The sequence below is a fragment of the Escherichia sp. F1 genome (genome assembly GCF_046764225.1).
Taxonomy (GTDB): domain Bacteria; phylum Pseudomonadota; class Gammaproteobacteria; order Enterobacterales; family Enterobacteriaceae; genus Escherichia; species Escherichia coli.
Genome location: NZ_CP177202.1, coordinates 2523606 through 2550285 on the forward strand (window position 1 = coordinate 2523606; position 26680 = coordinate 2550285).

At 48.9% G+C, this 26680-nt stretch carries 22 protein-coding genes and 2 pseudogenes; 6 read left to right on the forward strand and 18 right to left on the reverse strand.

The window, feature by feature from the left end; genetic code table 11:
* The first annotated feature begins 106 nt into the window (after nt 1–106).
* A complete protein-coding gene (locus tag ACK8NJ_RS12150) occupies nt 107–1030 on the forward strand; it encodes a LysR substrate-binding domain-containing protein (protein WP_000414564.1) in 924 nt (307 codons plus the stop codon).
* Between the two features lie 37 nt (nt 1031–1067).
* Here the strand turns inward: ACK8NJ_RS12150 and trg are convergent, their stop codons facing one another.
* A complete protein-coding gene (gene trg, locus ACK8NJ_RS12155) occupies nt 1068–2708 on the reverse strand; it encodes a methyl-accepting chemotaxis protein Trg (RefSeq protein WP_411961657.1) in 1641 nt (546 codons plus the stop codon).
* A gap of 389 nt (nt 2709–3097) precedes the next feature.
* Between trg and hokB the strand changes: the two genes are divergently transcribed.
* Nucleotides 3098–3247, forward strand: a complete 150-nt coding sequence (gene hokB, locus ACK8NJ_RS12160; protein WP_001320773.1) for a type I toxin-antitoxin system toxin HokB — start codon at nt 3098–3100, stop codon at nt 3245–3247.
* Here the strand turns inward: hokB and ACK8NJ_RS12165 are convergent.
* The 3 genes from ACK8NJ_RS12165 to cybB form a co-directional block, all read right to left on the reverse strand.
* Nucleotides 3225–3293, reverse strand: coding sequence for a hypothetical protein (locus ACK8NJ_RS12165; protein ID WP_212734533.1), 69 nt, complete (start codon nt 3291–3293; stop codon nt 3225–3227). The genes hokB and ACK8NJ_RS12165 overlap by 23 nt on opposite strands.
* A gap of 25 nt (nt 3294–3318) precedes the next feature.
* Nucleotides 3319–3492, reverse strand: coding sequence for a hypothetical protein (locus ACK8NJ_RS12170; RefSeq protein WP_001559099.1), 174 nt, complete (start codon nt 3490–3492; stop codon nt 3319–3321).
* 244 nt (nt 3493–3736) lie between these two features.
* Nucleotides 3737–4267, reverse strand: a complete 531-nt coding sequence (gene cybB, locus ACK8NJ_RS12175) for a cytochrome b561 (protein ID WP_001559098.1) — start codon at nt 4265–4267, stop codon at nt 3737–3739.
* A gap of 188 nt (nt 4268–4455) precedes the next feature.
* Here cybB and gap point away from each other — a divergent pair, with 188 nt between their 5' ends.
* On the forward strand, nt 4456–5457 hold the full coding sequence (gene gap, locus ACK8NJ_RS12180; protein WP_001559097.1) for a type I glyceraldehyde-3-phosphate dehydrogenase: 1002 nt from the start codon (nt 4456–4458) through the stop codon (nt 5455–5457).
* Nucleotides 5458–5497: 40 nt separating this feature from the next.
* On the opposite strand, the gene aldA is transcribed toward gap, so the two are convergent.
* From aldA to hrpA, 3 genes are all read right to left on the reverse strand, one after another.
* On the reverse strand, nt 5498–6937 hold the full coding sequence (gene aldA / locus ACK8NJ_RS12185) for an aldehyde dehydrogenase (protein WP_001559096.1): 1440 nt from the start codon (nt 6935–6937) through the stop codon (nt 5498–5500).
* A 196-nt stretch (nt 6938–7133) separates the two neighbouring features.
* Entirely contained in the window at nt 7134–7934 is an 801-nt protein-coding gene (gene ydcF / locus ACK8NJ_RS12190; RefSeq protein ID WP_001027934.1) for a DUF218 domain-containing protein YdcF, read from the reverse strand.
* A 272-nt stretch (nt 7935–8206) separates the two neighbouring features.
* Complete coding sequence (hrpA, locus tag ACK8NJ_RS12195; RefSeq protein WP_411961658.1) at nt 8207–12109, reverse strand: ATP-dependent RNA helicase HrpA; 3903 nt, start codon at nt 12107–12109, stop codon at nt 8207–8209.
* 200 nt (nt 12110–12309) lie between these two features.
* Here hrpA and azoR point away from each other — a divergent pair, with 200 nt between their 5' ends.
* On the forward strand, nt 12310–12915 hold the full coding sequence (gene azoR, locus ACK8NJ_RS12200; RefSeq protein ID WP_000048948.1) for an FMN-dependent NADH-azoreductase: 606 nt from the start codon (nt 12310–12312) through the stop codon (nt 12913–12915).
* A 53-nt stretch (nt 12916–12968) separates the two neighbouring features.
* Here the strand turns inward: azoR and ACK8NJ_RS12205 are convergent, their stop codons facing one another.
* The 8 genes and pseudogenes from ACK8NJ_RS12205 to ACK8NJ_RS12240 form a co-directional block, all read right to left on the reverse strand.
* Complete coding sequence (locus ACK8NJ_RS12205; protein ID WP_411962534.1) at nt 12969–14261, reverse strand: phosphatase PAP2/dual specificity phosphatase family protein; 1293 nt, start codon at nt 14259–14261, stop codon at nt 12969–12971.
* A 13-nt stretch (nt 14262–14274) separates the two neighbouring features.
* Nucleotides 14275–16017, reverse strand: coding sequence for a bifunctional alpha/beta hydrolase/class I SAM-dependent methyltransferase (locus ACK8NJ_RS12210; RefSeq protein ID WP_411962535.1), 1743 nt, complete (start codon nt 16015–16017; stop codon nt 14275–14277).
* Between the two features lie 30 nt (nt 16018–16047).
* Complete coding sequence (locus ACK8NJ_RS12215) at nt 16048–16944, reverse strand: phosphatidate cytidylyltransferase (RefSeq protein ID WP_000890942.1); 897 nt, start codon at nt 16942–16944, stop codon at nt 16048–16050.
* Entirely contained in the window at nt 16944–17549 is a 606-nt protein-coding gene (locus tag ACK8NJ_RS12220) for a CDP-alcohol phosphatidyltransferase family protein (RefSeq protein WP_024229520.1), read from the reverse strand. Before ACK8NJ_RS12220 ends, ACK8NJ_RS12215 begins: the two co-directional genes overlap by 1 nt.
* A 170-nt stretch (nt 17550–17719) precedes the next feature.
* Nucleotides 17720–20026 (reverse strand): DUF2773 domain-containing bactofilin, encoded by a 2307-nt coding sequence (locus ACK8NJ_RS12225; protein ID WP_411961659.1) that lies wholly within the window; start codon nt 20024–20026, stop codon nt 17720–17722.
* 63 nt (nt 20027–20089) lie between these two features.
* A complete protein-coding gene (pdxI, locus tag ACK8NJ_RS12230; protein WP_033869963.1) occupies nt 20090–20950 on the reverse strand; it encodes a pyridoxine 4-dehydrogenase in 861 nt (286 codons plus the stop codon).
* Nucleotides 20951–21180: 230 nt separating this feature from the next.
* Nucleotides 21181–21771 (reverse strand): phenylacetic acid degradation protein PaaY, encoded by a 591-nt coding sequence (gene paaY / locus ACK8NJ_RS12235; protein WP_206288982.1) that lies wholly within the window; start codon nt 21769–21771, stop codon nt 21181–21183.
* Nucleotides 21753–21905, reverse strand: a pseudogene (locus ACK8NJ_RS12240) (phenylacetic acid degradation operon negative regulatory protein PaaX); the annotation flags it as partial. The gene paaY and the pseudogene ACK8NJ_RS12240, both read right to left, overlap by 19 nt.
* Here ACK8NJ_RS12240 and ACK8NJ_RS12245 point away from each other — a divergent pair.
* Nucleotides 21906–22112: pseudogene (locus ACK8NJ_RS12245) on the forward strand (helix-turn-helix domain-containing protein); the annotation flags it as partial. It lies immediately after the preceding pseudogene.
* Between the two features lie 171 nt (nt 22113–22283).
* Here ACK8NJ_RS12245 and ACK8NJ_RS12250 read toward each other — a convergent pair.
* Genes ACK8NJ_RS12250 through ACK8NJ_RS12260 form a run of 3 tightly spaced genes read right to left on the reverse strand, consistent with a single transcriptional unit; the run spans nt 22284 to nt 25439 of the window.
* Nucleotides 22284–22610 carry a YdbL family protein gene (locus tag ACK8NJ_RS12250; protein WP_001306533.1) on the reverse strand — a complete coding sequence of 109 codons (327 nt, stop codon included), beginning with the start codon at nt 22608–22610 and terminating at the stop codon, nt 22284–22286.
* A 7-nt stretch (nt 22611–22617) separates the two neighbouring features.
* Complete coding sequence (locus ACK8NJ_RS12255; RefSeq protein ID WP_000698145.1) at nt 22618–22803, reverse strand: YnbE family lipoprotein; 186 nt, start codon at nt 22801–22803, stop codon at nt 22618–22620.
* Nucleotides 22800–25439: a YdbH family protein gene (locus ACK8NJ_RS12260; protein ID WP_411961660.1), complete on the reverse strand. Its 2640-nt coding sequence runs from the start codon at nt 25437–25439 to the stop codon at nt 22800–22802. Before ACK8NJ_RS12260 ends, ACK8NJ_RS12255 begins: the two co-directional genes overlap by 4 nt.
* Nucleotides 25440–25646: 207 nt before the next feature.
* On the opposite strand from ACK8NJ_RS12260, the gene ldhA reads away from it, so the two are divergent.
* Nucleotides 25647–26636, forward strand: coding sequence for a D-lactate dehydrogenase (ldhA, locus tag ACK8NJ_RS12265; protein WP_000762229.1), 990 nt, complete (start codon nt 25647–25649; stop codon nt 26634–26636).
* Nucleotides 26637–26680 lie beyond the last annotated feature (44 nt).

The following is a 26680-nucleotide window of genomic DNA, read 5'->3' on the forward strand; positions in this document are numbered from 1 at the left end:
TTGCTGTAACATAATTGCTTTAATTGTTAATAATATTTTGCAATCAAGTTATCATAATCAAACAACTTCACTTGTCAGCGACACCGCTTCGTTTTTAACATCGCTTATGGAAAAAAATAGTCTGTTTAGTCAGCGCATCCGTTTGCGCCACCTTCATACATTCGTAGCTGTCGCACAACAAGGAACTTTGGGGCGCGCGGCTGAAACCCTTAATTTGAGTCAACCTGCGCTCTCTAAGACATTGAATGAACTGGAGCAGCTGACGGGCGCTCGCTTGTTTGAGCGTGGTCGTCAGGGGGCGCAACTTACCTTACCCGGCGAACAATTTTTAACGCATGCAGTCAGAGTGCTTGACGCCATCAACACTGCCGGACAGTCGCTTCATCGTAAAGAAGGTCTTAATAATGATGTCGTCAGGGTTGGTGCACTACCGACTGCGGCACTGGGGATATTACCTTCGGTTATAGGTCAGTTTCATCAGCAACAAAAAGAGACGACCTTGCAAGTTGCGACAATGAGTAACCCTATGATTCTGGCGGGTTTGAAAACCGGGGAAATCGATATCGGCATTGGTCGGATGTCAGATCCTGAACTGATGACCGGGCTTAATTATGAACTGCTGTTTCTTGAATCGCTGAAGCTGGTTGTCCGCCCTAATCACCCGCTACTTCAGGAGAACGTAACGCTAAGCCGGGTGCTGGAATGGCCGGTTGTTGTATCACCAGAAGGCACTGCGCCACGCCAGCATTCAGATGCATTAGTGCAGAGCCAGGGCTGTAAAATTCCTTCGGGCTGTATCGAAACACTGTCTGCTTCTCTATCTCGTCAACTTACGGTTGAATACGACTACGTGTGGTTTGTCCCTTCTGGCGCTGTAAAAGACGACCTGCGTCATGCCACGCTGGTGGCCCTGCCTGTTCCGGGTCATGGTGCAGGTGAACCGATTGGAATACTGACCCGCGTAGATGCGACGTTCTCTTCTGGTTGCCAGTTGATGATTAACGCTATTCGAAAATCAATGCCGTTCTGAAAGGTGAAGGGATCTGTCGATCCCTCCTTGAACATTTTCACACCGTAGCGAAACTAACTTGTTCACCCGCTCCGCGAGGTTCTGCCGACACAGAATGTTTATTCAGACGGAATACGTCCACCGCCTCAGTTAATCGTGCAGCCTGTTCTTCAAGGGACACCGCCGCTGCTGAGGCCTCTTCTACCAGAGAAGCATTCTGTTGCGTCACCTTATCCATTTCAGAAATCGCCTGGCTAACCTGAGTTATGCCTCTACTTTGTTCATCCGAGGCGGCGGCGATTTCCTGCATGATATGTGTGACACTCGCGACGGCATCAACAATAGTGCTCATGGTTTTCCCTGCCATTGCCACCTCATCCGACCCCAGGTCAATTAACCTGACTGATTCACTGATCAAGCCTTCAATCTCTTTCGCCGCCTGAGCGCTGCGGCTTGCGAGTGTCCGTACTTCGCTGGCGACAACGGCAAATCCACGCCCTTGCTCACCCGCTCGCGCGGCTTCAACGGCAGCATTCAGTGCCAGAATATTCGTCTGGAAAGCAATACTGTTGATGACGGCGGTGATCTCAGAAATTTTCTTCGAACTCGTGGAGATAGCACCCATCGTTTTTACTACACCGGAAACCGTCTGCCCGCCATCGCTGGCTTTAATAGAAGCCTCTTGCGCCAGTTTGCTGGCATGATGCGCGTTATCCGCATTCTGTTTCACCGTCGCAGTGAGTTGCTCCATGCTGGAGGCAGTTTGTTCGATAGCCGCCGCTTGTTCTTCGGTGCGAGATGACAGGTCCGCATTGCCAGCTGAAATTTCGCTGGTGCCACGATAAATCTCTTCCGCACCCTGTCGAACAGTCCCTACTGTCGTCCCCAGTGAATGCTGCATTTGCTGTAAATGACGACTTAAGCGACCGATTTCATTACGACCCGCCGGTTCATCATTCATCGTCAGATCGCCACTGGCGATTTTTTCAATCCGTTGTGCGGCATGTTGCAGTGGACGAATGACGATCCGACGTAGCACTATAAATGTTATCAGCGTCATGACCAGGGCAAGCACAAACGCGCCAATCATGAACATCCCACCCAGGCGGGTGCGCTGATGGGCCAGTTCCGCCAGTTGGTTGGCTCTGGTGCTACGTATCTTAACGGCTTTGCTCAAAATATCGGTATAAGCATTATCCAGCGGTCGGATCTGCTCACTTTCATGATTGATAATCGCTTCAAACATGCCATTTTTGGCATATTTCAACATAGGTTGCATACCCGTGATATAAGCCTGGAAGCGTTGATTTAATTCAGTGTCGAGGGCTTCATCAGCAGGTGTTTTCACCGACCGATTCTGATAAGCACGATAACCTTGCTGCGACTGTTTAATCTCCGATTCGGCTTGCGCAATATTTCGCTTCATTGCTTCCATTTCCGCAATACGACTCGCAGCCCCGGCCTGAATCATATTAATCCGGGCTGAACGCAAAAAATCTGAACTGTTCGCTAACCCGGTCCGAATCTCAATCTCCGCAGTAACATCACGCTGATCGCGATCGGCCTGCCAAAGGAAATAGCCGGCCAGGGCTGAACTTAATGCGAATAGAACTAAGATACCGCCAAGAATGCAGGCAAATAACGGAACCAGCCTGATGTGATGCAAAAAACCTAATCGCTGTGAGGGAGTTGTATTCATTACCGTTGTCTCTCGTCCAGGTTTACTCCTGATAGAAAGTCATCGGCACTTGACGGTAATTACTTATGACCAAAAACCTCTTTGCGTCACATTTTTACAACAATTATGGCAGAGAAGAATAATGCCATTGGAATGAAGAGAGTAACGAATGGCTAAACCGAATGACGAAAAATTCTGGAAAACAGCACGCAATTTCGTCAAGTGATTATTTTCGTCCCTAAGGAAACCTCATAGGATGCCTGCGGGTGCCTGAGACTTTCTGTTTTCAGGCTAACCGGGAATCAGAAAGACGAAGGCCCCGACCGATATTTCTATCAACCGAGGCCAACGAATGAACCTAGCAATTCAGATCTTAGCCTCTTACCCGCCATCCGGCAAGGAGAAAGGCTATGAAGCACAACCCTCTGGTGGTGTGTCTGCTCATTATCTGCATTACGATTCTGACATTCACACTCCTGACCCGACAAACGCTCTACGAACTGCGGTTCCGGGACGGTGATAAGGAGGTTGCTGCGCTCATGGCCTGCACGTCCAGGTAAGGGCAAGCGCGGGGATTTTCCCCGCGCATCTGACTAGCGGATTCATTTTCTCATGGCACCCCTTTTACACTTCAGTTAGTGCATGTTTTTTTCGATGCACTAATAGAACCATCATTACAGACAAATTTGCCGCCTGCCGTACAGTGTGAGATCCCCCCTTTCGAACCAGAACAGGGTTTGCGCCCGGCATCGGCATAAAAGGAAACAAGCGCTCCCATAACCAAGAAAAGTGCCAATTTTTTCATATAACCTCCATGGTTTATCGAATCTTATGTTCGATTTGAACGTTATACGCTGGTTTATTTTGATACCGTTGATGAGATCAAAGATCGGGTGAATTGATTAAAGATAAGCCAGATGGACGTATGGATAAGGATTATGGTTTTATTTGTCATACAAATAAATATAATAGGCGCTTCCGATGTAGACCCGTATTCTTCGCCTGTACCACGGGTCGGTTTTAGTACAGGCGTTTTCTTTAAATATCCTTCAGGAACGTTTACGCGGCATCATGCGTAGAAGTGTGTTGTCCTTCCAGAAATAGTGGTGTGCCAGTGCAGCCGCAGCGTGCAACCCGATGACAAAATATCCCAGATTCGCCAGCGTTTCATGCCACGACTTTAAGCTATCGACCCGTTCGAAATTGGCCTCTGATGCATAAGGCATCGTCATACCAAACGCAAACCACGGGTTACCACGGTAATACATCATCACCAAACCAATCACTGGCAGCGCAATAAACAGGAGATAGATCACCAAATGTCCCAAATGCGCCAGTCCCGTCATCATCGGTTTTGGCTTAGGTATAATCGGCGGGGTTGGGTATTTCAGCCTTAACAAAAGACGAACCACCATCAGCACGAGAATTGTGATGCCACAGGAAACATGAATCATGTTGATGAGCGGCCGATCGCTACGTGGGAAGAAACCACGAAACTCCATTGCGCAATACGCTGCGATAACCAGCAAAAAGACCAGCCAGTGAATGCTGATTTGTAACCTTGAGTATTTATTTTCCATAACATTTCCTGCTTTAACATAATTTTCCGTTAACATAACGGGCTTTTCTCAAAATTTCATTAAATATTGTTCACCCGTTTTCAGTACGTTACGTTTCACTGTAAGAATGGAGATTGCCCATCCCGCCATCCTGGTCTAAGCCTGGAAAGGATCAATTTTCATCCGAACGTTCCTGACAGGAGAAGACCATGAGTAAAGTTGGTATTAACGGTTTTGGTCGTATCGGTCGACTGGTGTTGCGTCGATTACTTGAAGTCAAAAGCAACATAGACATTGTTGCTATTAATGATCTCACTTCCCCAAAAATTCTCGCCTACCTGTTGAAACATGATTCAAACTACGGACCATTCCCCTGGAGCGTTGATTTTACGGAAGATTCACTTATCGTTGATGGGAAAAGTATCGCGGTTTACGCCGAAAAAGAGGCTAAAAATATTCCGTGGAAAGCAAAAGGTGCAGAAATCATTGTCGAATGTACTGGCTTTTATACCTCCGCCGATAAATCGCAGGCGCATCTTGATGCTGGTGCGAAGAAGGTGTTGATTTCCGCTCCTGCCGGTGAAATGAAAACCATCGTTTATAACGTTAATGACGACACACTGGATGGCAACGACACCATTGTTTCCGTGGCGTCATGCACCACTAACTGTCTTGCACCGATGGCCAAAGCCTTGCACGACAGTTTCGGAATAGAAGTCGGCACGATGACGACCATTCATGCCTATACCGGCACTCAGTCACTGGTGGATGGTCCGCGAGGTAAAGATCTACGCGCTTCACGTGCAGCGGCAGAAAATATCATTCCCCACACTACAGGTGCGGCAAAAGCCATTGGTCTGGTGATCCCGGAACTGAGCGGCAAACTGAAAGGTCATGCGCAACGCGTACCCGTGAAAACCGGTTCGGTGACTGAACTGGTGTCTATTCTTGGAAAAAAAGTGACTGCCGAAGAGGTGAACAACGCGCTTAAAAACGCGACAAACAATAACGAGTCATTTGGTTATACCGATGAAGAAATAGTCTCTTCTGATATCATTGGCAGCCATTTCGGGTCGGTGTTTGATGCCACGCAAACGGAAATTACCGCCGTGGGCGATTTACAACTGGTGAAAACGGTCGCCTGGTACGATAACGAATATGGCTTCGTCACACAGCTCATTCGCACCCTCGAAAAATTCGCTAAACTCTGACGCACACAGGCGGAGGAAAAACCTCCGCCTCTTCCACTCATTAAGACTGTAAATAAACCACCTGGGTCTGCAGATATTCATGCAGGCCATGTTTACCATCTGCGCCGCCAATACCGGATTTACGCCATCCGGCGTGGAATCCTTGCATAGCTTCGAAGTTTTCACGGTTGATGTAAGTTTCACCAAACTTCAGCCCTTTAATGGCTTTCATCGCGACGTTCAGATTTTGGGTATAGATTGATGAGGTCAGGCCGTAATCACTGTCATTCGCCATTGAGATAGCCTCTTCCAGCGTGTCAAATGCGACCACTGGCAGAACCGGGCCAAAGGTTTCCTCATGCATAATCGACATTTCCTGGCGAACATCCAGCAGCAATGTCGGCGGATAATAATATCCTTTCCCCTCTACCGCTTTGCCACCCAACGCCACTCTCGCCCCTTCTTCTACTGCGCGCGCCACTTTTTGCTCGACCCTTTCCAGCGCCGCGGCGTTAATCAACGGCCCCATCGCAATGTCGTTGCGTTCAGCGGGGTTACCAAATTGAACCGCCTGCAACGCTTCACCCAGCCGATTGACGAACTGATCATAAATGCCTTTCTGTACATAAACACGTTCTGCACAGTTACACACTTGCCCACTATTAATGACGCGTGAATCAACGATGGCTTTGACTGCCAGTTCAAGATCGGCATCGTCCATTACGATAGCCGGTGCTTTACCCCCCAGTTCCAGGCACACTTTGGTGATGTTTTTCGCCGCAGTCGCCATAATCTTTTCACCTGCAGAGACGCTGCCTGTCATACTGACCATTGCGACCTTTGGGTTACCCGCCAGTTCTTGCCCAACGGTTTCACCACGCCCCAGAACAAGGTTAAACACGCCGCGCGGAAGGCCTATTTCATCGACAATTTTGGCGAATGCAATCGCATTGTTTGGCGTAAATTCACTGGGTTTAATGACGATGGTATTACCGGTCAAAAGAGCGGGAGCCATTTTGCGGGCAATGAGGAAGAACGGGAAGTTCCACGGCAGAATGCCGGTAGTCACACCAAGCGCACGTTTAAACAGAAGAATATTTTCTCCTGGACGATCGCTTTGAATAATCTCGCCTTCATAACGCCGCGCCCACTCCGCCATGTAATCGATATAGTCCGCAGTAAAAGCCACTTCGACTTCAGCCAGTTGCTGGATCTTGCCCCCTTCTTCGACAATCAGCGCACTGATTTCACTGGCACGTTCCCGGATCCCGGCGGAGATTTTGCGCAACCAACTGGCGCGTTCAATAGCAGGCAACGCTTCCCATTCTGGTTGTGCACGTTCTGCTGCATCGATTGCCTTACGGGCATCCTCGGCCTGACCATCGGGAATGCGGGAAATGACAGCCTCTGTAGCAGGGTTTACCACATCAATCCATGCGTCTCCACGCCAGGTAACAAACTGTCCATCGATATACATAGGATGTTGAACGGGTACTGACATGGGCGACTCCTGTGATTTACATGTTTGTTTTTGGTAAATTTATTGTTAATTAACATCAATTATCAGAGAGACGGCATCGTGAAAGGACAATTCTGTGAAGGGCTTCATAAAAACAAGTGTAAAAGGAATTAAAGGCAGAAATAAAAGTCAGAAGTCATGCCCGTTTGCAAACAAGTGGTTCACAAACGGGCAATTTTTAACGTAACGAGCGACTTTCCATCGCCTCGATGAGCACCGCATCGTGTTTCAGCGTTTGCCATGCCTGGATGACTTCTGCCGGAAAATCAACGTGAACGATAAAATCTCGCCCGCGGGGGCCGTAGCCATCGCTATCATCGCGTAAACGCGGCAGCTCGCCAGTGAGTAGCGATAGATAACGCTCAACCGGCCATAATCCTTGCAACGGATTAACAAAGATTACACTGTCTGCGTTATTTCCTAACTGAGGAACGAATCCGGGATAACTTAACCAGCGTGGTGCATCGGGATTATCCCCGGTTATACGGCGGAACGTCGCCATCGTGCGCCGCTGCATGGTGGGGTCCTGAACAACGATAGCCGTATGAACTCGTTCTACGGCCTGATTCAATAGCGCGATGCTAAAGCGTGCGTTTTCACCGCAGTTTGTTGACTGGTCTTCAATCCAGATTTTTTCATGCGGAATATGCCAGAACTGATGAGCGATATCCGCCAGGATGGTAGCTTCAGCTCTGCCAGTGGTGCGGATAGTGTTGTAGTGTGGATGCTGTGCGATGGCGCTATACAAAAAAGTTGTCGAGTGACCGATACCACCACTAATCAGTAAAGGAATTTGCTGATCGCGGGCAATCTTACATGCCGCATCGATAGTCGGCATAACCGCATTGCCTGCAAGGATCACGCAATCGGCCTGATACGGTACCTCACCGGAGAAATCATCCTGCGCCAGCCACTGTCCGATAACATTTATGGCATCTATGGTTGCCGGCGAAAGCGTCGGAAACGGGGTAATATTCATGGTTCCTCCTTATCGTTCCCTTAAGAATACTGCGTGAGATAATAGTGAGAAGCGGAGCACTCTGAAAGGAGGAAGTCGTATTTCCTTAACTGCCACTCCGCCAGCCTGACATATCTTTTAAGGAAATGCTGTAGATAAACATTATTCATCTTGCAGCAGAGAATTGTATTTTTCTGAACTCCTGAATTTTTTCCCTTATCGTTTTTAGAATTAATAAAAAACCCGGCGCTAAATGCTTACCGGGTTTTAGATTTATCAGGCAAATAGCAGTGTTAACCGCTAATCTGCTCCATCGCCTGCAAAATACGCTTATCCGAAATCGGATAAGGCGTGCCAAGTTGTTGAGCGAAGTAACTAACGCGCAGCTCTTCTATCATCCAGCGGACCTCTTTCACGTCTTCATCCTCACGACGTGCAGGCGGTAGTTTGTTGATCCATTGCTGCCACGCCTGCTGGACGTTTTCGACTTTCAGCATCTGAGCACGGTCGCGATGTGGATCAATCGCCAGTTTTTCCAGTCGTTTTTCAATCGCCTGCAAATAACGCAGCGTGTCGCCCAGCCGTTTGAAGCCGTTACCAGTCACAAAACCGCGATACACCAGCCCGCCCATCTGCGCCTTAATGTCAGAAAGCCCCAGCGCCATCGTCATATCCACCCGCCCTTTCAGACGTTTGTTGATATTGAACACCGCAGTGAGGATTTGCTCGACCTGCTTCGCAATATCTACCACCGTGTCGTTCAGTTCGGCACGCATTTTCTCATGCAGCGCAGCAAAGCCTTCTTCCGTCCAGACCGGGCCACCATTGGCGTCGATCAGTTGATCCACTCCGCAGGAGATACAGTCGTCGATCAGCTCCAGCACTTTGCCATACGGGTTAAAGTACAGCCCCAGCTTGGCTTTGTTCGGTAACTTTTCATGCAAATACTTGATCGGCGATGGAATATTCAGCAGCAGTAGACGGCGAAGACCGTTCCACATTGCCTGCTTTTGTTCCAGCGGATTATCAAACAGTTTGATCGCCACGCTGTCGCGCTCATCCACCAGCGCTGGCCACGCCTTCACTTTGTAGTTGCCACGCTTCTGTTCGTAGCTTTCCGGCAGCTGACCAAAACTCCAGATATGTAAGCCGCTCTGCTCGATACCGTCATCCGCCACCGCAGACAGCGTTTCCTGCACTTTGCCTTTCAGCGCATCTTTCAGATCTTGTAGAGAGCTCCCTTCTTTTAGCTTCTTGTTTTTGTCATCCACCACGCGGAAGGTGATTTTCAGGTGATCGGGCACCTGATCCCAGTGCCAGTCTTCGCGGTCAACGGTAACACCGGTCATCCTCCGTAACTCACGCTCAAGGCTGTCGAGCAACGGTAACTCCAGCGGTGTGACGCGGCCTAAAAACGCTTCGGCGTAGTTTGGCGCAGGTACAAAATTACGGCGTACCGGTTTCGGCAACGATTTAATCAGAGCAATCACCAGTTCGCGGCGCAGACCGGGGATCTGCCACTCAAACCCACTCTCCTCAACCTGGTTAAGTAACGGCAGCGGGATATGCACAGTCACACCGTCAGCATCCGCACCGGGCTCAAACTGATAGCTCAAACGCAGCTTGAGATTGCCCTGATGCCAGAAGTTCGGATAATCCAGCTTGCTGATTTTTTCCGCCCCTTCTTTGATCAACATGCTCTTTTCAAAGTTGAGCAAATCAGGCGTTTCGCGGCTGACTTTTTTCCACCAGCTGTCGAAGTGACGTGCGGAGATCACATCGTGGCTGATGCGCTGGTCGTAGAACTCAAACAACGTTTCGTCATCAACCAGAATATCGCGGCGACGTGATTTGTGTTCCAGCTCTTCCACTTCGGCCCGCAGTTTCAGGTTTTCACGGAAGAATGCGTGACGCGTCTGCCAGTCACCTTCCACCAGCGCGTGGCGAATAAAGAGTTCACGACATAACGCCGGATCGATCTGGCTGTAGTTGACCTTGCGCGCAGCAACAATCGGCAAACCATAAACAGTGACTTTTTCCGTTGCCATCACCGCGCCCTGCGCCCGTTCCCAGTGCGGTTCGCTGTAGGTGCGTTTAATCAAATGCTGAGCAACGGGTTCTACCCATTCCGGGTCGATACGCGCAGCAATGCGCCCCCACAGGCGGCTGGTTTCTACCAGTTCCGCCACCATTACCCATTTCGGCGGTTTTTTGAATAAACCAGAACCGGGGAAGATGGAGAAACGCGCGTTACGTGCGCCGGTATATTCTTGTTTATCGGCATCTTTCATGCCGATATGGGAAAGCAAACCCGTCAGCAACGCAATGTGAATTTCGCGATACTCCGCCGGTTCGCTGTTAACCGGAATGCCAAGTTCTTTCACTACCTGACGCAACTGGGTGTAGATATCCTGCCATTCGCGCACGCGCAGATAGTTGAGATAATCGGTACGACACAGGCGACGGAAGGCGTTAGAAGAAAGCGCCTTTTGCTGCTCGCCGAGATAATTCCACAGATTTACAAACGCGAGGAAGTCGGATTCTTTGTCGTGGAAGCGGCGATGTTTTTCGTCCGATGCCTGCTGTTTATCCATCGGACGCTCGCGCGGATCCTGAATGGAGAGCGCGGACGTGATAATCATTGCCTCACGCACGCAGCCATGTTTTTGCGCTTCCAGCACCATACGCGCCAGACGTGGGTCGACAGGCAACTGCGAGAGCTGGCGACCGAGCGGCGTCAGTTTATAGGCGCTGGCCTGTTCATCCGTGGTGATCGCGCCCAGTTCTTCGAGCAGACGCACGCCATCCTGGATATTGCGTTTATCCGGTGCTTCGACAAACGGGAACGCCGCGATATCACCCAGCCCCAGCGCGGTCATCTGCAAAATAACCGAGGCCAGGTTGGTACGCAGAATCTCCGGATCGGTAAACTCCGGGCGCGAGAGGAAATCGTCTTCGGAATAGAGACGAATACAGATCCCTTCGGACACACGACCACAGCGGCCTTTACGCTGATTGGCAGACGCCTGCGAAATCGGCTCAATCGGCAAACGCTGCACTTTGGTGCGATAGCTGTAGCGGCTGATACGTGCTGTACCGGGGTCGATAACGTATTTAATCCCCGGTACGGTCAGCGAGGTTTCCGCGACGTTGGTCGCCAGCACAATACGCCGTCCGCTGTGCGACTGGAACACGCGGTTCTGTTCGCTGTTCGAAAGCCGCGCATAAAGCGGCAAGATTTCGGTATGCCGCAGATTTAGCTTGTTCAGCGCATCGGCGGTATCGCGAATTTCCCGCTCACCACTCATAAAGATCAGAATGTCGCCAGGGCTTTCCTGACTCAGTTCGTCTACGGCGTCAAAAATCGCCTGCAACTGATCGCGCTCGGTGTCATCGGCTTCTTCAACAATCGGGCGATAGCGCACTTCCACCGGATAGGTCCGACCGGAGACTTCGATAATCGGCGCATTATTAAAGTGGCGCGAAAAGCGTTCCGGGTCGATAGTCGCGGAAGTGATAATGATTTTTAGGTCAGGACGTCGCGGCAGCAACTCTTTCAAATAGCCGAGCAGAAAATCGATATTCAGACTACGTTCGTGCGCTTCGTCAATAATGATAGTGTCGTACTGCATCAGCAGGCGGTCTTGCTGGATCTCCGCCAGCAGGATACCGTCGGTCATCAGCTTGACCATCGTGTTATCACTTACGTGATCGCTGAAACGCACTTTGTAACCGATGCAACCGCCCGGCTCCGTTTTCAGCTCTTCCGCAATACGGTTCGCCACCGTTCGTGCCGCCAGGCGACGCGGTTGGGTATGACCGATCAGCCCTTTAATCCCGCGCCCCAGCTCCATACAGATTTTCGGTAGCTGAGTCGTTTTACCGGAACCGGTTTCCCCGGCGACGATCACCACCTGGTGATCACGAATCGCTTCGAGAATGTCCTGCTTTTTCTGACTAACCGGTAAATTGTCAGGATAAATAATTTCCGGACGTGCCGCTTCACGCAGCAGGACTTTCCCTGCCGCCTGGTCAATCTCTTTCGCCATCTCCTGGAAAATGGCCTGTTGTGCATCAGGATTTTTAACCTTCTTCACACCGTGAAGACGGCGTAAAAAACGCTGTCTGTCGCGCAGCATCAGCGAATCCAGCCGCTGCTGCAAGGCCGTAAAGGTCAATTTTTGTTGTTCTGTCATAACGTTAGTGGGCAGTAGTCTGCCTGATTAATTTTCTTTTAAATGATAGATATAGAGTACCACATCGCGGCTTTCTATGCGTTGTTCAATAAATTCGAACATAGGCTTCGATTTATTGCGCTATCTCTGTGGCAGGATTGTGAATAAAGTGTCAACAAGCAACGGGGCATCGCCCATTCAAACATCTATAAGGAAACACCATGAGCAAGGTATTAGTTCTTAAATCCAGCATCCTGGCAGGGTACTCTCAGTCTAATCAGTTGTCCGATTATTTTGTTGAACAATGGCGCGAAAAGCACTCCGCTGATGAAATCACCGTTCGCGACCTGGCTGCAAATCCGATTCCGGTACTGGATGGCGAACTGGTTGGTGCGCTGCGTCCGAGCGATGCACCGCTGACTCCGCGTCAGCAGGAAGCTCTGGCACTTTCCGATGAGCTGATTGCCGAGCTGAAAGCCCACGACGTTATCGTTATTGCGGCACCGATGTATAACTTCAACATCTCGACTCAGTTGAAAAACTATTTTGACCTGGTTGCACGTGCAGGCGTTACTTTCCGCTATACCGAGAATGGTCCGGAAGGTCTGGTAACGGGTAAAAAAGCCATCGTTATTACCAGCCGCGGCGGGATCCACAAAGATGGACCAACGGACCTGGTGACGCCGTATCTGTCCACGTTCCTCGGCTTTATCGGCATTACTGATGTGAAATTTGTCTTCGCCGAAGGGATCGCATACGGTCCGGAAATGGCAGCGAAAGCGCAGTCTGACGCGAAAGCAGCCATCGACAGTATTGTTGCTGCATAACCGGACACGGTCTTGATGTGGACTGTAGATATTCAGTCCACATCTCAATCCACTTACCTGTTTTCCCATAATCTCAGCATCGCTTTGTGCTCGTCTGTCAGCACAATCTGCGGGCGTCTGGCTCGAATATAGCTAATCGCTTCATTAACGGTTTTACAATGTCCGTAACATAACAGCCATGCCGCCACTACCAACGCACTGCGCGATAATCCCAACGCGCAATGGACCAGAACGCCGCCTTGCTCTTCGCGTAATGTTTCCAACATCGCCACGGCCTGTCGGAGCTCCCCCTCTTCCGGAACCACCAGATCCAACATCGGTACACAAAAATAGAGTCGATCTTTTGTCGCTCGTCCGCGAGGGAATTCAAAGGTGACGTCCAGAACCGCATTCTGTGCCGGAATATGTCGTGGAAACGCCCCTAAATAAACACCAGCAGTAATTTTGCTCACCGGCTCCAGGCGAAGGCAAAACCAACGCATAGACAGCCACATCCCGATGCGCCATGGCAATGTCAGCCAGTAAACGGCGGGCGGGAGTTTCCCTTGACTATCTTTACCTGTTGTTATCGCGCCAAGCCCACCGTACCCACGGCCAATAAAGAGTAGCGATAATACTGGCCAACATAACCAGACTGACCACCAGAACTGAAGCATTATCATTAGCTCCATCAACACAATGCACGAGCACGCTCCTACGACATATGGCAGTGCTATTTTGATTCGATGTTGATCAGGTTCCTGATAATTCCAACGACGGTCGACGGGCACCATCCAGTCAATTAACATACCTACCGCCAGCCCTGTGATGACATCAATAAAATGATGCTGCCAGGTCGTCAGCGTCGAAATGGCGATGAGTAAAAACCATCCGCCGCAGACTTTACGCCACCTCACAGCCAGATGCTGACGAAAGTGACGCCAAAGTAGCCAGCAGAGAATAATATGCAGCGAAGGAGACTGGTTATAAGGCAGATCAAACAATTCAAGTTGCGAAAATAACCATCCTGTCACCCCACTCACTTCAGGACGGATAAAACTAAACTTCAGCGGATAGAGAAAAAAACCGCAGCAGGCCATTACCGTTGCCAGAATAAGCCGGTGGACCAGTCGGCGCTGCTCAAATGTCGAGCTACAAACGAACAGCGAAAATCCATATAAAAGATCCAGACTCCAGTAAGGAACAATAGTCCAGGGAAGAAAAGGGATCGCCGTTTCCCAACCGAATACCTGACTGGGGATATCATGGCTGTTAAGGTCCTGCACCGCGGTGAACTGATTAAGAGATCCATAGGTGAAGAAGAAAAACGGGGCCAGCAACAATAACCAGCCAGCGCCTTGTAGCAATACATTCCGACGTTCAGTTATCACGACGCACCGCCATCGAAACCGTAAAAATACCCCACTCATCAATCCGTTGTGTGCATTTATCGAATCCGGCATCATGCACGAGCGAATCCATCTCCCCTTGAGAACGCACGCGCATTACCCACGGTTTACCATCTTTATGACTGGTTAACACCCCGGCAATCAGCTCCAGTTGTGGGTGCCACGGCTGCCCGGTGTAGATGAGAATGCCACCCGGATCGATGGCATTGGCAAGACCTGCGAGTGAGTTTTTTACCTGCTCATTTTCGGGAAAAAGCTCATACAGGCCAGAGACAATCGCCAGCGTAGGCCGCGGAGTTAACGTGCTGAGTTCTGCAGGATTAAACGCATCGCCCTGTTCAAAACGCGCCCGCCCAGACATTCCCCGTTGGGCAATCATCTCTTGCCCTTGTGCAACATTTACCTCACTGTAATCACGTAACAAAATTTCGCTTACGGCAGGCTCGTTTGCCAGCGCATCCAGTACATAGCGCCCATGCCCTGCGGCAATGTCAACCACTCGGACGGCTAAACCTTTGGCGTGGAGATGGGTAACGGCTTGTTTAATCAGCATTTGTAAATGGGTTTTGCGCTGGCGAATACCGCGCCAGCCAACACTGTTCAGGTAGATTTTGTCGATAAAGCGCCCGAATGCGTTACTGCCTTGCGGTTGATTTTGATAGACATAATCCAGCGAACTGCCTGAATCAAAGCCGGTGCTCATTCCGAGATGCAGGCCCGCAGAGTGCGCCCCGAACAGTTTCATCGCCTTTCGCATAAAGCGATACGCCAAATCAACCGGCGATAACGGCACGGGTCCACCAGAAAGGAGCCGCCATCGATCCGCTGATGGTCCTGTGCGGTCTTCATGCTGATAATCAAATTTTTGCGACTTGTTAGCATATAAGCGACTAATAAAGCTTTGCATTTTTTCAAATGCCTGCGCCCTTTTCTCTTCACCCAACGTGTCGTGATAAAAGCCTGGCAGCAGATGCAGCTCTTTCAGAGGACTACGTAAACGCTGATAAAAATCAATCTGCGGTTGGCGATGCACCAAATAGTCATCGCCTGATATCAGAAGTTGCGTGGGGAGCGTAATCGCCGCCGCATCGCTAACAATACGTTCAGACGTTTTATAGAGATCGAGCAAGATATTGACGGCAATCGCCCGTGTGATCAGCGGATCATTATTGAAACTCGCCACCCGTTGCCGATCGTGGGTCAAATAGCGTCCTTTCACATAGGAATTAATAAAAAACAGACCACGCAGACGATGCCATAACGCCAGCCCAGGACGTGCCAGCGGCACATACAATTTAACCTTAAAGGCCGGAGAAGCCAGCACTAGTCCGCGAATAGCTGGCGCATAATCATGACCCCATGTGGCAACCAGCACTGCGCCAACGCTTTGCGCGATCACAACCACCTCTTCCAGTCCAACCTGGCTGTCGCTGGCAGCAAAACGGACAAATTCATCGACATCCTGCACTGAACGCGCAAGAGACGGACTATAACCACGCGGCCCCGAAGTTTGTCCATGCCCTCGGGCATCCCATGCATAAAAAGCAGTATCTGGCATCGCCAGTTCATCAACGATATGTTGTAGACGACCAGAATGTTCATGACCGCGATGAAATAAGACGATGACCTTTTTCGCCCCTGGCTGTAAAGTGGGCCAGTGCCGATAAAACAACGCTGTATTATCACTGGTGGTAAAAAAATGTTCCCCAGGGATGCGTGAATTTTACATTTTCTCTATTTTCCTTCAGTAACAGCAGTAGCGAATAAAATAAAAAAATACCGGAGCGGTGAAAATTAATGAGTCAATCCTGTCAAGGAGTCCGCCATGTCCTGGTAATAGTTTTCCACTATCTTTAACACCAATATCTCGTTTGATGGCTGACATCACTACATCGCCGCAAAAACCACTAATACCAATTAACAAACCCGCTAATAATGCCTGTAATGTATCTAGCGGTGTCAGCAACGGTCCAATAATCAGTGACGCAATCATGGTGGTGATTACGCCGCCCATCAGACCTTCCAATGTTTTTCCCGGGCTGACTTTAGGGACCACTTTTCTTCTGCCGCAGGATTTTCCCCATAAATACTGTGCAATATCGTTTGACTCGGTTAATGCCAAAAGAAATAACACCAGTAACGCCCCGCCCTGGATATTTGTGGTTGGCAACATTAATAACCAGGCGGCATGACTCAAGGCGAAAACGGTCATTATCCAGCCACAAAAAATGGCGCTCACGGTATGCAGAAAACCGGAGGGGTCACCCACTAAAACTCGCCAGGTGGCTAATATCAGAAACCCAGCCAAAGGTATAAATAACAGAAACAGCTCAAAGCAATTAAAACCGATAAGCAAATAGTTAAGAGGAATACCCCAATATAACCAACGCGGAAAATGTACAGATATAAGCGTACAATATTCTTTCAATGCCAGAAAACTTATCAGCGCAAAAAACGTCAACGTCATCCAGCGTGGACCTGAAATCACCATTGAAAAACAAATGACGATGCCCCACCAGGTACGAATACGTAATGTAACTTCATCCCCTTTTCTCTCCGGTAACCGCCATACCAGAAAACGGTTTATCAGCGTTGCTAAAATTAACAACGCGAAAAGTGTTGCCAGAGATTTTTCCAGCATTATCTTTCAGCGCTCATAAGAAGCACACTCCGACAACGATTAATCGCAGTCCAGAGAAGCAGAATTGAAGTAATGCTCCATAAAAGATTATTCCATTGCATCCATTGTGGATAAATGGCAATGGCCAGCCCCCACAAACCAAATATTAACGCGCGATCGCTTTTGCCAAATGGACCGACATAACTACGAATACCGTTAATCGTCTGCGCGAGTAAACCGCAAAACTCGGTCAATATGGTGCAAAATAACATGAGTATCACGAGTGATGCATTACTTTCAGGTAAAAATAAAAACGGTAAATAGAGCGCAATATCGGAAATAACATCGCCAGTCTCATTCAAAATCGCCCCAAGACGTGTTTGCTGATTGCACTCACGCGCCAACATGCCATCCAGCGCATTGAGTGCCATACGAATAAAAAGCACGATGGGCAATAGCAGAAACATGCCAGGATATGGCACCAACGCCAACAACAAACCGGTGAGAAGAGAAAGTGCCAAAGCGGCAAGTGTGATCTGATTTGCAGACACTTGCAGCTTATGAAGCCAAAACATCGTCGGCCTTAACAGCGACTGAAAGAGCGGTTTTATCTGGTAGAGCGTCATTATCAATCCTTGATAATTCTGTTTGCGCTATGGTGCATCAATTCCCCTGACGGAGATATCGCAACACGCCGCTTCATTAAAAATTCAGAATATATCAAGGTATTGGGGACTCACCGTCAGGAATGATTATCCCCAATAAATCAAGTGGTTAAAAATTATTACGCTGTTATTCAATACAACTCATCAAGTTTTCTCATCGCTTGTTCCCGTATTGCGCGCGTCTTACCGTTAAGCGCCAGCTGGCGGACTAAATCCAGTTCAGGGTTAACAAGCTCTAACGCCAGCAAAGGATCACGTTTCAGCCTCGCCTTTAATACATCAACTGGAAAACGGGGATTATTCATCGCCACAATCCACCACTCGGGATCAATTTCTGCCGCCAGTACTGCAGGCGGTGTGTGGCGGTTATTAAGTGCGCCGAACTTGAAAAATGTGAGATTGCTTTTCGCCAGCGTACTCCACCATATACGATCCGGTTGTTTTGCCAGTACATCCAGTTGTGCTAACGCATCGGGGTCTAGTGCATAATAAACACGTAACGCTTCGTTAACCTGCGCACGAGAGCTGTTTTCCTGCCTCAGAAAAAACTTCGCCCAAATATCATTGCGTGGCATATTTTGCTGTAATTCCTTGAGGACAACAGCGGGTAAATTATCCCAACTAACTAATGCACTCTCTAAAAAGTCCCAGCCTTCCGAACGTATCAGAGAGGTGGCATTTAATAGCATCTGGTCATCAACTTCACCGTGGCTAATCAGCTCAGACAAAATCATATCAGCGCTGGTTTCATATGCTGCAGAATCTGCTTTCGGATTATTTTTTCGATGCGATAAAGCGCGATGCCAAATTTTTTGTTTCATCGCCGTACTCAGATACTGATTTTTCGCCAGATTACTCCACCCCGCAGGATCGTTGAAACGTGTCAATAACCGTTGTAAAGCAGCGTCAGAGTGAATTACCTGCATATCCCCACAGCAAAAATAGGCAGGAAATTTTTTCTCCATCTTTTTAACAAAATTAAACTGTAAGTTATCTGGCAATGCTAAAAATAACACACGTATTAGATCATCGTCATTCTCGAATTTTTGGTGTAAATATACTGCTATTTTGTCACTCTCTTGTGGCGTCATCCGCAACAATTGACCATGGTGTTTCATCTCTGCCAGCTTTGACGCTAAGCTTGTGACAACATCGTTTGATGAATCGTTCGCCAACTGCATTGCCTGATTGTAGGTGAGTTGTCCTCCAGCACCGACCTGACGAATAGAGAAATCATCACTGCGGATATAGCCATCAATAATGGATTCGGGCAATAACCACGCATCTTTATAAAGCTCCTGAATGATCATATCCCAATCTCTTTTCGCCAGAGTCATGACGATATCCAGAGGGAGATTTTCACGTAGCGCAAGATTCAACGGACCGGCACCATCAGGTAGATGGCTAATTCGCGTCATTATTTCGACAGAGAGCGGTTCACGGTTGAGCAACCCCAGAACCACAGGCTGGTAACCCAATTGCTGATCGGTCAACTCCAGAATCTCATTGTCAGGCATATATCTCGCCATACTTTCAATCGTTTGTTCATCATTGCTATTAATAAGTTGTTTGCGTAGGTTAGCTGAAATTCCTTTAAGCCTTGGGAGAGTTCGCATTATGGCAAGATCAAATGTCGCAATGTCTCGCCCTTCAAATGCAGCAACTTTGCCTTCATCCAGCATTTGCAATTCCTGCACTAATTCAGGTGAAGGCTTAGGGCGAAACAGCGCTTCTTTTTTCATCTGATTACAGACATTCCCTGCTATGCGAATATTGCTTCGCTTAAAAATTTCTTTCAGAGCATCTTCATCATTTATTAGGCCCCAATAATATGCATCAGGATTTATTATCGTCAGCGCTTTTTTGACATTTTCAGTGTCATTTTTGTCTCCCGCACGGACCATGAATTCACTATTTGTCGAAGACACAACAACAGGTGCAATTATGTCATTGATAAATATCCCGCGCGCATTAATACTTCCCTTAATCGTAGACGGATTATCGTAATATGAGTCGATAAATACCAGTCCACTTGCATTTATCGAACCGGTAATTAACAGTGGTGAATCCGTAACTATATTCGTTGCCGTCACGTTACCGAGAATAACCCATGGATTAGAAAGAGAGAAAGTGGAAATATTACCTTTGACTGTCAAATTGCCAAGAACAATCAATTTTTGATTACTCTCTATATTACCTTCTACCACTAAATCGCCACGATGCACTTTCCAGTCCGATGCAGATAAACCGAAGGGGACAAGATTCACGCTACTGTTGATAGCTTGTTCAACTTGTTGTTTATCTTCAGCGGTAGCCGCAGAAAAAAATGGTTCAATATCAACTGCATTTGCAACACATCGAAGTTCCGCCTGTACTGGAAGACTCAGCATAAACAGGGGAAGTAAACCTATCCAGCTGCAAATCCTGGGCTTAAACATATGCACTCCATGCCATTAAAAAAGAAACAAAAGGGAAATGCATCTTTCCCTTTTGTATATTCGTTATTCTCGCGAAATACCATCCAACGTAGACAACACTTCCTCAGAAAGATGCAATTTTTCAGCAGCCATATTCTCCCGTAAATGCGCAACAGAAGACGTCCCTGGGATCAGCAAAATATTCGGTGAACGTTGTAACAGCCACGCCAGCGCCACCTGCATGGGTGTTGCACCCAGGCTCGCAGCAACATCCGACAGCGTAGAGGATTGCAGCGGTGTAAAGCCCCCGAGCGGGAAGAACGGCACGTAGGCAATGCCATCGTGGGCCAAAGCATCAATCATTGCATCATCAGCACGGTGCGCGATGTTGTATTCGTTTTGCACACAGACAATTTCGGCAATCTTGCGCGCCTCTGCAACCTGCGTCGGTGTGACGTTGCTCAGGCCAATATGTTTTACCAGGCCTTGTTGTTGCATCTCTGCCAGCACGGTCAGGCTGGCCTCAATCGATCCTTCCGCTGGGCCATGACCATCCCCCATCATAACGCGCAGGTTAACCACATCCAGTACGTCCAGGCCGAGATTACGTAGATTATCGTGCACCGCTTTTTGCAACTCTGCCGGAGAAAAGGCGGGCAACCAGGAAGCGTCCTCTCCACGCCGCGCACCAATTTTAGTGACAATTGTCAGGTCGTCAGAGTAAGGGTGTAGCGCTTCGCGGATAATCTGATTGGTGACGTGCGGACCATAAAAGTCGCTGGTATCAATATGATTGACGCCCAATGCCAGCGCCTCGCGCAGCACGGTTATAGCAACGTGGCGATCTCTTGGGGGGCCAAAAACCCCAGGGCCTGCCAGTTGCATCGCGCCATAACCAAGACGGTTAACGGATTTTGTACCGAGAGTAAATGTATTGCTGCTCATCGCACCCTGCCCTGTAATAAAACGGATTAAGAAAAATCAGTATAGAAACGAAAAGAGATAAATAATGCGAAGGCGTAAACAAGATTACTGGATGAGTTGCTCTATTGCCCTGAAAGACACCAAAACAAAACGCCTAAAGCATCGCATCCGGCAATAAAAAACCGCAACCTGTATCAGCGTTGCGGTTTGTGTATCACATGCTAAAAATTAGAACGTCCAGCATCAGGACGTTACTGTTTCGGTCGCAGATTCTCATCAAATACCAGGCGCTGCCTGCCAGGTTCAACTTCCCGCAATGGCTCGACTTGATGTAACGTCTGCTTACAGCGTGTCACCAGCACCTGGTACTCATGCGCACCCTGCTTTTTCCATGCCAACTCCTGCTCACTGAGTTCACGAATCGCTTTCGCCGGGCTGCCGACAATCAGGTAATTAGCTGGCATTTCTGCTTTGGCTTTCACAAATGCGGATGCGCCAACAATGCTGTTCTCGCCAATCACCGCACCGTCTATCACTACCGCGTTCATTCCCACTAATGCATTGCGGCGGATAATGCAGCCGTGAAGGATAGCGCTATGACCAATATGTCCATCTTCGTCCACGACAGTATCCTGCTCGGGAAAACCGTGCATAACGCAATTATCCTGAATGTTCGCGCCATCTTTCACCACGATACGACCAAAATCGCCACGCAGGCTGGCATTTGGCCCAACGTAAACACCCTTGCCGAGAATAACATCGCCGATCAATACCGCTGTCGGATGAACAAAACTCTCTTCTGGCACAACCGGAGTCAGACCGTCTATCTGATAAATTGGCATAACGCGTCCTGTTCAATATTCAAGCCGCCAAAACGTTGAAAATACAGGCTTCCCGGCGCAGGCAGTTCACCGACCGAGGTTTCACCTTTTTCACTAACGAACGCTAAAGCAGCAGGCGCTACGCGCTGATAAAGTTTGCCGATAAAGGTTTGGTGGTCGCGCAATATATTCGTAACCGTCGTCTCGATTTTTGTGCTGATGCGATTCGCCATGCCGCAGATGATGAAAAACTGGCAGGTATTGGCTTTCATTGGGGATTTTCCGATCAGAGTCATTTTTCAACGGTATTTAAGCAACGCTTTGGGATGACGCCAGGCGAGTATCGACGTAAATTCCGCTAACTAATTCGCGTTGCATGTACAGCAACGCGAATTAGTTAAAACAGATATTTGACTATGCATTTTTCAGGGCGAAAGGCAATTTGACAGGAATTTTTGAATATTCACCTTGTTTCCGGAAAATAGAATAATCGCCTTCTCCTGTAGCGTTATCCCGATATTGCGGTTTTGCTATTAAAATTTTCGCACCCATTTACCGTTTATCCCTTGTACATATTCCCCCGGTTTAGCCCGAGCTACGAGCTTTTGCCCGGCGAGTTTCGCGATATCATCTACCGAGACATTATTTTGCTTTGCCAGTTGTTGGTAACTCGCTTTACGTTCGGCATTAATGTCGTTTACTAATTTCTCTGTTTCAGCATCTGTTTTCAGCGCAACCAGATAACCATAAAATGTTTCCCCTACCCGCCCCTGAGTTCTGGCTTCATCCAGAGTCAATGCCATTACATTGCTGCTTACAAGCCCAACAAGAAACGCACAAAGAAGTAATGTTTTCTTCATCATCGCCTCAGAAAAGATCGCTACGAGTCTCAAGCAGCTCTTCGACATCTTTGTCTGCCTTGATGATGATCTCATGCTCAATTTTAACGTTCATATTGATAGTGATCGGTTCCTTAGGTGCAGCGACTTCAATGCGAGGCGTACAGCCAACCAGCATAAAAGATGACGTCAACGCAGCCAGTAAAATTTTCATTGTTTTTCCTCACACTCTTTTCCTTGCGGACAGTCATTTCCCGGCAGACGTGCGTTCTGCTCCAACCATGCCTGGAGATTATCGCCAAAGCGTAAACTGCGCCACAGCGTAAAAATATTCTCTTCATGATGGTAATTAAGGTTTACCGTACCGCTTTTACCATCAACGCGACTGGTACCTGTAATGTTGGCCTGCATGGTTAATAAACCGAGATTATCTAAGTTAATTTTTGTCGATGAACGGCTAATTTCCATATAGCGCAACCAGTTAATTGCTGAACCCGCAGTCATATTATCTTTTACCACCGCATCAGCAGTGTCTTTATCCAGCCGCAAGGTCATTGGCCCACTATTTGCCAGCCAGCCATCTTTCACTATCCATTTTTCATTGTTTAGCCATAACGGCAATGCACCACTAAATGCCCCGGACATGGCGAATTGTTTCGGATTGACGGCGCTAACCAGTTCGCTGGATGAGAGATTATTCAGCCGCAACAGCGCCGGGTCATGTTGCGGCATGCGTAATTGTTTCATCAGCACGTTACCGCCTAACACATCGACGCTAACATCAGTCAACAGCAATGGTTCTTCTTCTGTCCACGGATAACGCCCTTGCAAATCAGCCGTAATATTTTTCGCTGTCACCAGATTAATCACTTCGGCAATTCGCAACGTAACGGGGCCGCGAGTCCCCAGATGCCAGGCTCCATCGGCAAAACGGAAAGGCAGGACAAAATCGACACCGTTAACCTGATTATCTGGCATCCAGGCACTACCGCCTTTCAACACGCCGTGCCCTCCCGCGCGGAATCCTTGTTCAGGCGCAGCAGAAAATGCGACCTGAGCATACAGTTCGCCATCGCGTAAGTTCATCTTCCAGTCGGGTGGCACCAGCGGCTGGAATACGGTCAGTGATTGTTTAGGCCACCAGGCGTTACCGCGCAGACGAATACCGTCCCAGCGACCATTTACCCGAACCGGGCCAATCTCACCAGCATGTAAATCGCCTTTATATAGGAAATACGTCGGATCGCGTCCATCGACGCTAAATTTTAAGGTTGATGGCGGTAACACACTGCCGCCAGTGAACAGCGTTTGCCCGGCGTCCAGTGACAGCGCGCCGCTAAAGGAGGGATGCTGTGCGTCACGTACCCAGACGACGGGCTTGTCGAGAATTAATCGCGGCTTTTCTACCGTCATCGTACCGTATTGTAACTGGTCGAAACCGGTGGAGAGATCGGTCAGCGTAATCGTGCTGTCATGCCACTCACCTTTTCCTGCAACATCCCAGGTGGCATTCATCGGTGTAAAACTCCCTTTTCCCCAGTAGCGCCACTGCCAGCGGCCAGCGTCAGGGAGAAAATCATTCGCCAGCCCATCCATATGCAGCACGAAATCGCCCAGTTCATTTTCATGCGCCTGCAAAATGGCCTGCAAACGTCCGTCAACACCACGTTGGGTGACTTTTACACCCGCTAAAGGCCAGCGGATTTCATCGATGTCCAGCGAATCGATGACTCTTCCCTTCGAACGTAATAACGCGCCTGGCTCAAAGGCCAGCGTTGGGTCAGTCAGACTTCCACTTAGCTGCGCAGGTAAACGGGCATATAAAATGAGGTCCGCCTGTTTCGCTTCACCGGTCAGTTGCATAGGCAGCTGGCTGTTATCCATGCTTAATTTTCCTGGGCCAAAATTAAGCACCGCGTTGCCTTTACCCGCTTGCCCCTGGGTCAGCACACTCAGTCGTCCGCTGACCAGAGCGTTCTCGAGCCCTGCCTGCCAGTTGTCGACTTTGACACCCAGTCTGCCACTCAAAGGAAAACCTGCATACGGCCAGCTCCAGCGACCATCGCTTACAGTCAATTGTTGACGAGTAATTTGCCACGGCAGATCGAGCAACGGATCGCCGTTATCCCGTGCCAGCACAATCAATTGCCCGCTATTTTCCTGCCAGTCCAGCTCGGCATCCACCAGTGAAGGCTCCTGCGGCAAGTTTAACGTCGCAGTAGCATGACCACTTACAGGAAGTCCATCCGGCACGAGCGGCATAGTAAATTCCCCCACCAGTTTAACCGGCGGCTGATTTTCAAACGCGACGACATCCAGTTCGCTGACTGTAAGTTGTTGCCCTTTCAGCTGGCCTTGAAATTTAACTTTTTCGCCCTGATAACGCAGTTGCTGGATATCAGAGGTTAACGCGAGAGAGAGTTTTCCCTGCCACTCCTGCCAGGGAGAAAAAATCAGTTTATCGATATTGATCCAGGTGTTAGGCAACATGGCCTGCCACTGCGCGAGGGTTTTTGGAGCGGCAGGCGATTGCTCCGTCTGCGGCAATTTCGCCAGACAAGCAGAATCAAGTTCTACCGTACCGACGTTCAATAACCAGCGGCTGGGATGTGAAAGGCTGGCGTTGGTGATATGCGCAAGCTGACAATCTCCCACCAGATAACGGAGATCGGGGATGATTAAACCTTTACTCGTAATGCGTGGGCTTTCATCTAATGCAATACGTGTCCCGAGCGGTAGCCAGATGCCCGCCAGCGTGGGAACCCACAAGCCGAGCGTCATCAGCAGCGTCAACGGCACAAGAATAATCAGTAATAACAGCGCGAGAACGGCTTTATATTTACCCAGCATGGGTAGTTAATATCCTGATTTAGCGAAAAATTAAGCATTCAATACGGCTATTGTGGCATGTTTAACCGTTCAGTTGAAGGTTGCGCCTACACTAAGCATAGTTGTTGATGAATTTTTCAATATCGCCATAGCTTTCAATTATATTTGAAATTTTGTAAAATATTTTTAGTAGCTTAAATGTGATTCAACATCACTGGAGAAAGTCTTATGAAACTCGCCGTTTATAGCACAAAACAGTACGACAAGAAGTACCTGCAACAGGTGAACGAGTCCTTTGGCTTTGAGCTGGAATTTTTTGACTTTCTGCTGACGGAAAAAACCGCTAAAACTGCCAATGGCTGCGAAGCGGTATGTATTTTCGTAAACGATGACGGCAGCCGCCCGGTGCTGGAAGAGCTGAAAAAGCACGGCGTTAAATATATCGCCCTGCGCTGTGCCGGTTTCAATAACGTCGACCTTGACGCGGCAAAAGAACTGGGGCTGAAAGTAGTCCGTGTTCCAGCCTATGATCCAGAAGCCGTTGCTGAACACGCCATCGGTATGATGATGACGCTGAACCGCCGTATTCATCGCGCGTATCAGCGTACTCGTGACGCCAACTTCTCTCTGGAAGGTCTGACCGGCTTTACTATGTATGGCAAAACGGCAGGCGTTATCGGTACCGGTAAAATCGGTGTGGCGATGCTGCGCATTCTGAAAGGTTTTGGTATGCGTCTGCTGGCGTTCGATCCGTATCCAAGTGCGGCGGCACTGGAACTCGGTGTGGAGTATGTCGATCTGCCAACCCTGTTCTCTGAATCAGACGTTATCTCTCTGCACTGCCCGCTGACACCGGAAAACTACCATCTGTTGAACGAAGCCGCCTTCGATCAGATGAAAAATGGCGTGATGATCGTCAATACCAGTCGCGGTGCATTGATTGATTCTCAGGCGGCAATTGAAGCGCTGAAAAATCAGAAAATTGGTTCGTTGGGTATGGACGTGTATGAGAACGAACGCGATCTGTTCTTTGAAGACAAATCCAACGACGTGATCCAGGATGACGTGTTCCGTCGTCTGTCTGCCTGCCACAACGTGCTGTTTACCGGGCACCAGGCATTCCTGACAGCAGAAGCACTGACCAGTATTTCTCAGACTACGCTGCAAAACTTAAGCAATCTGGAAAAAGGCGAAACCTGCCCGAACGAACTGGTTTAATCTTGCCGCTCCCCTGCATTCCAGGGGAGCTGATTCAGATAATC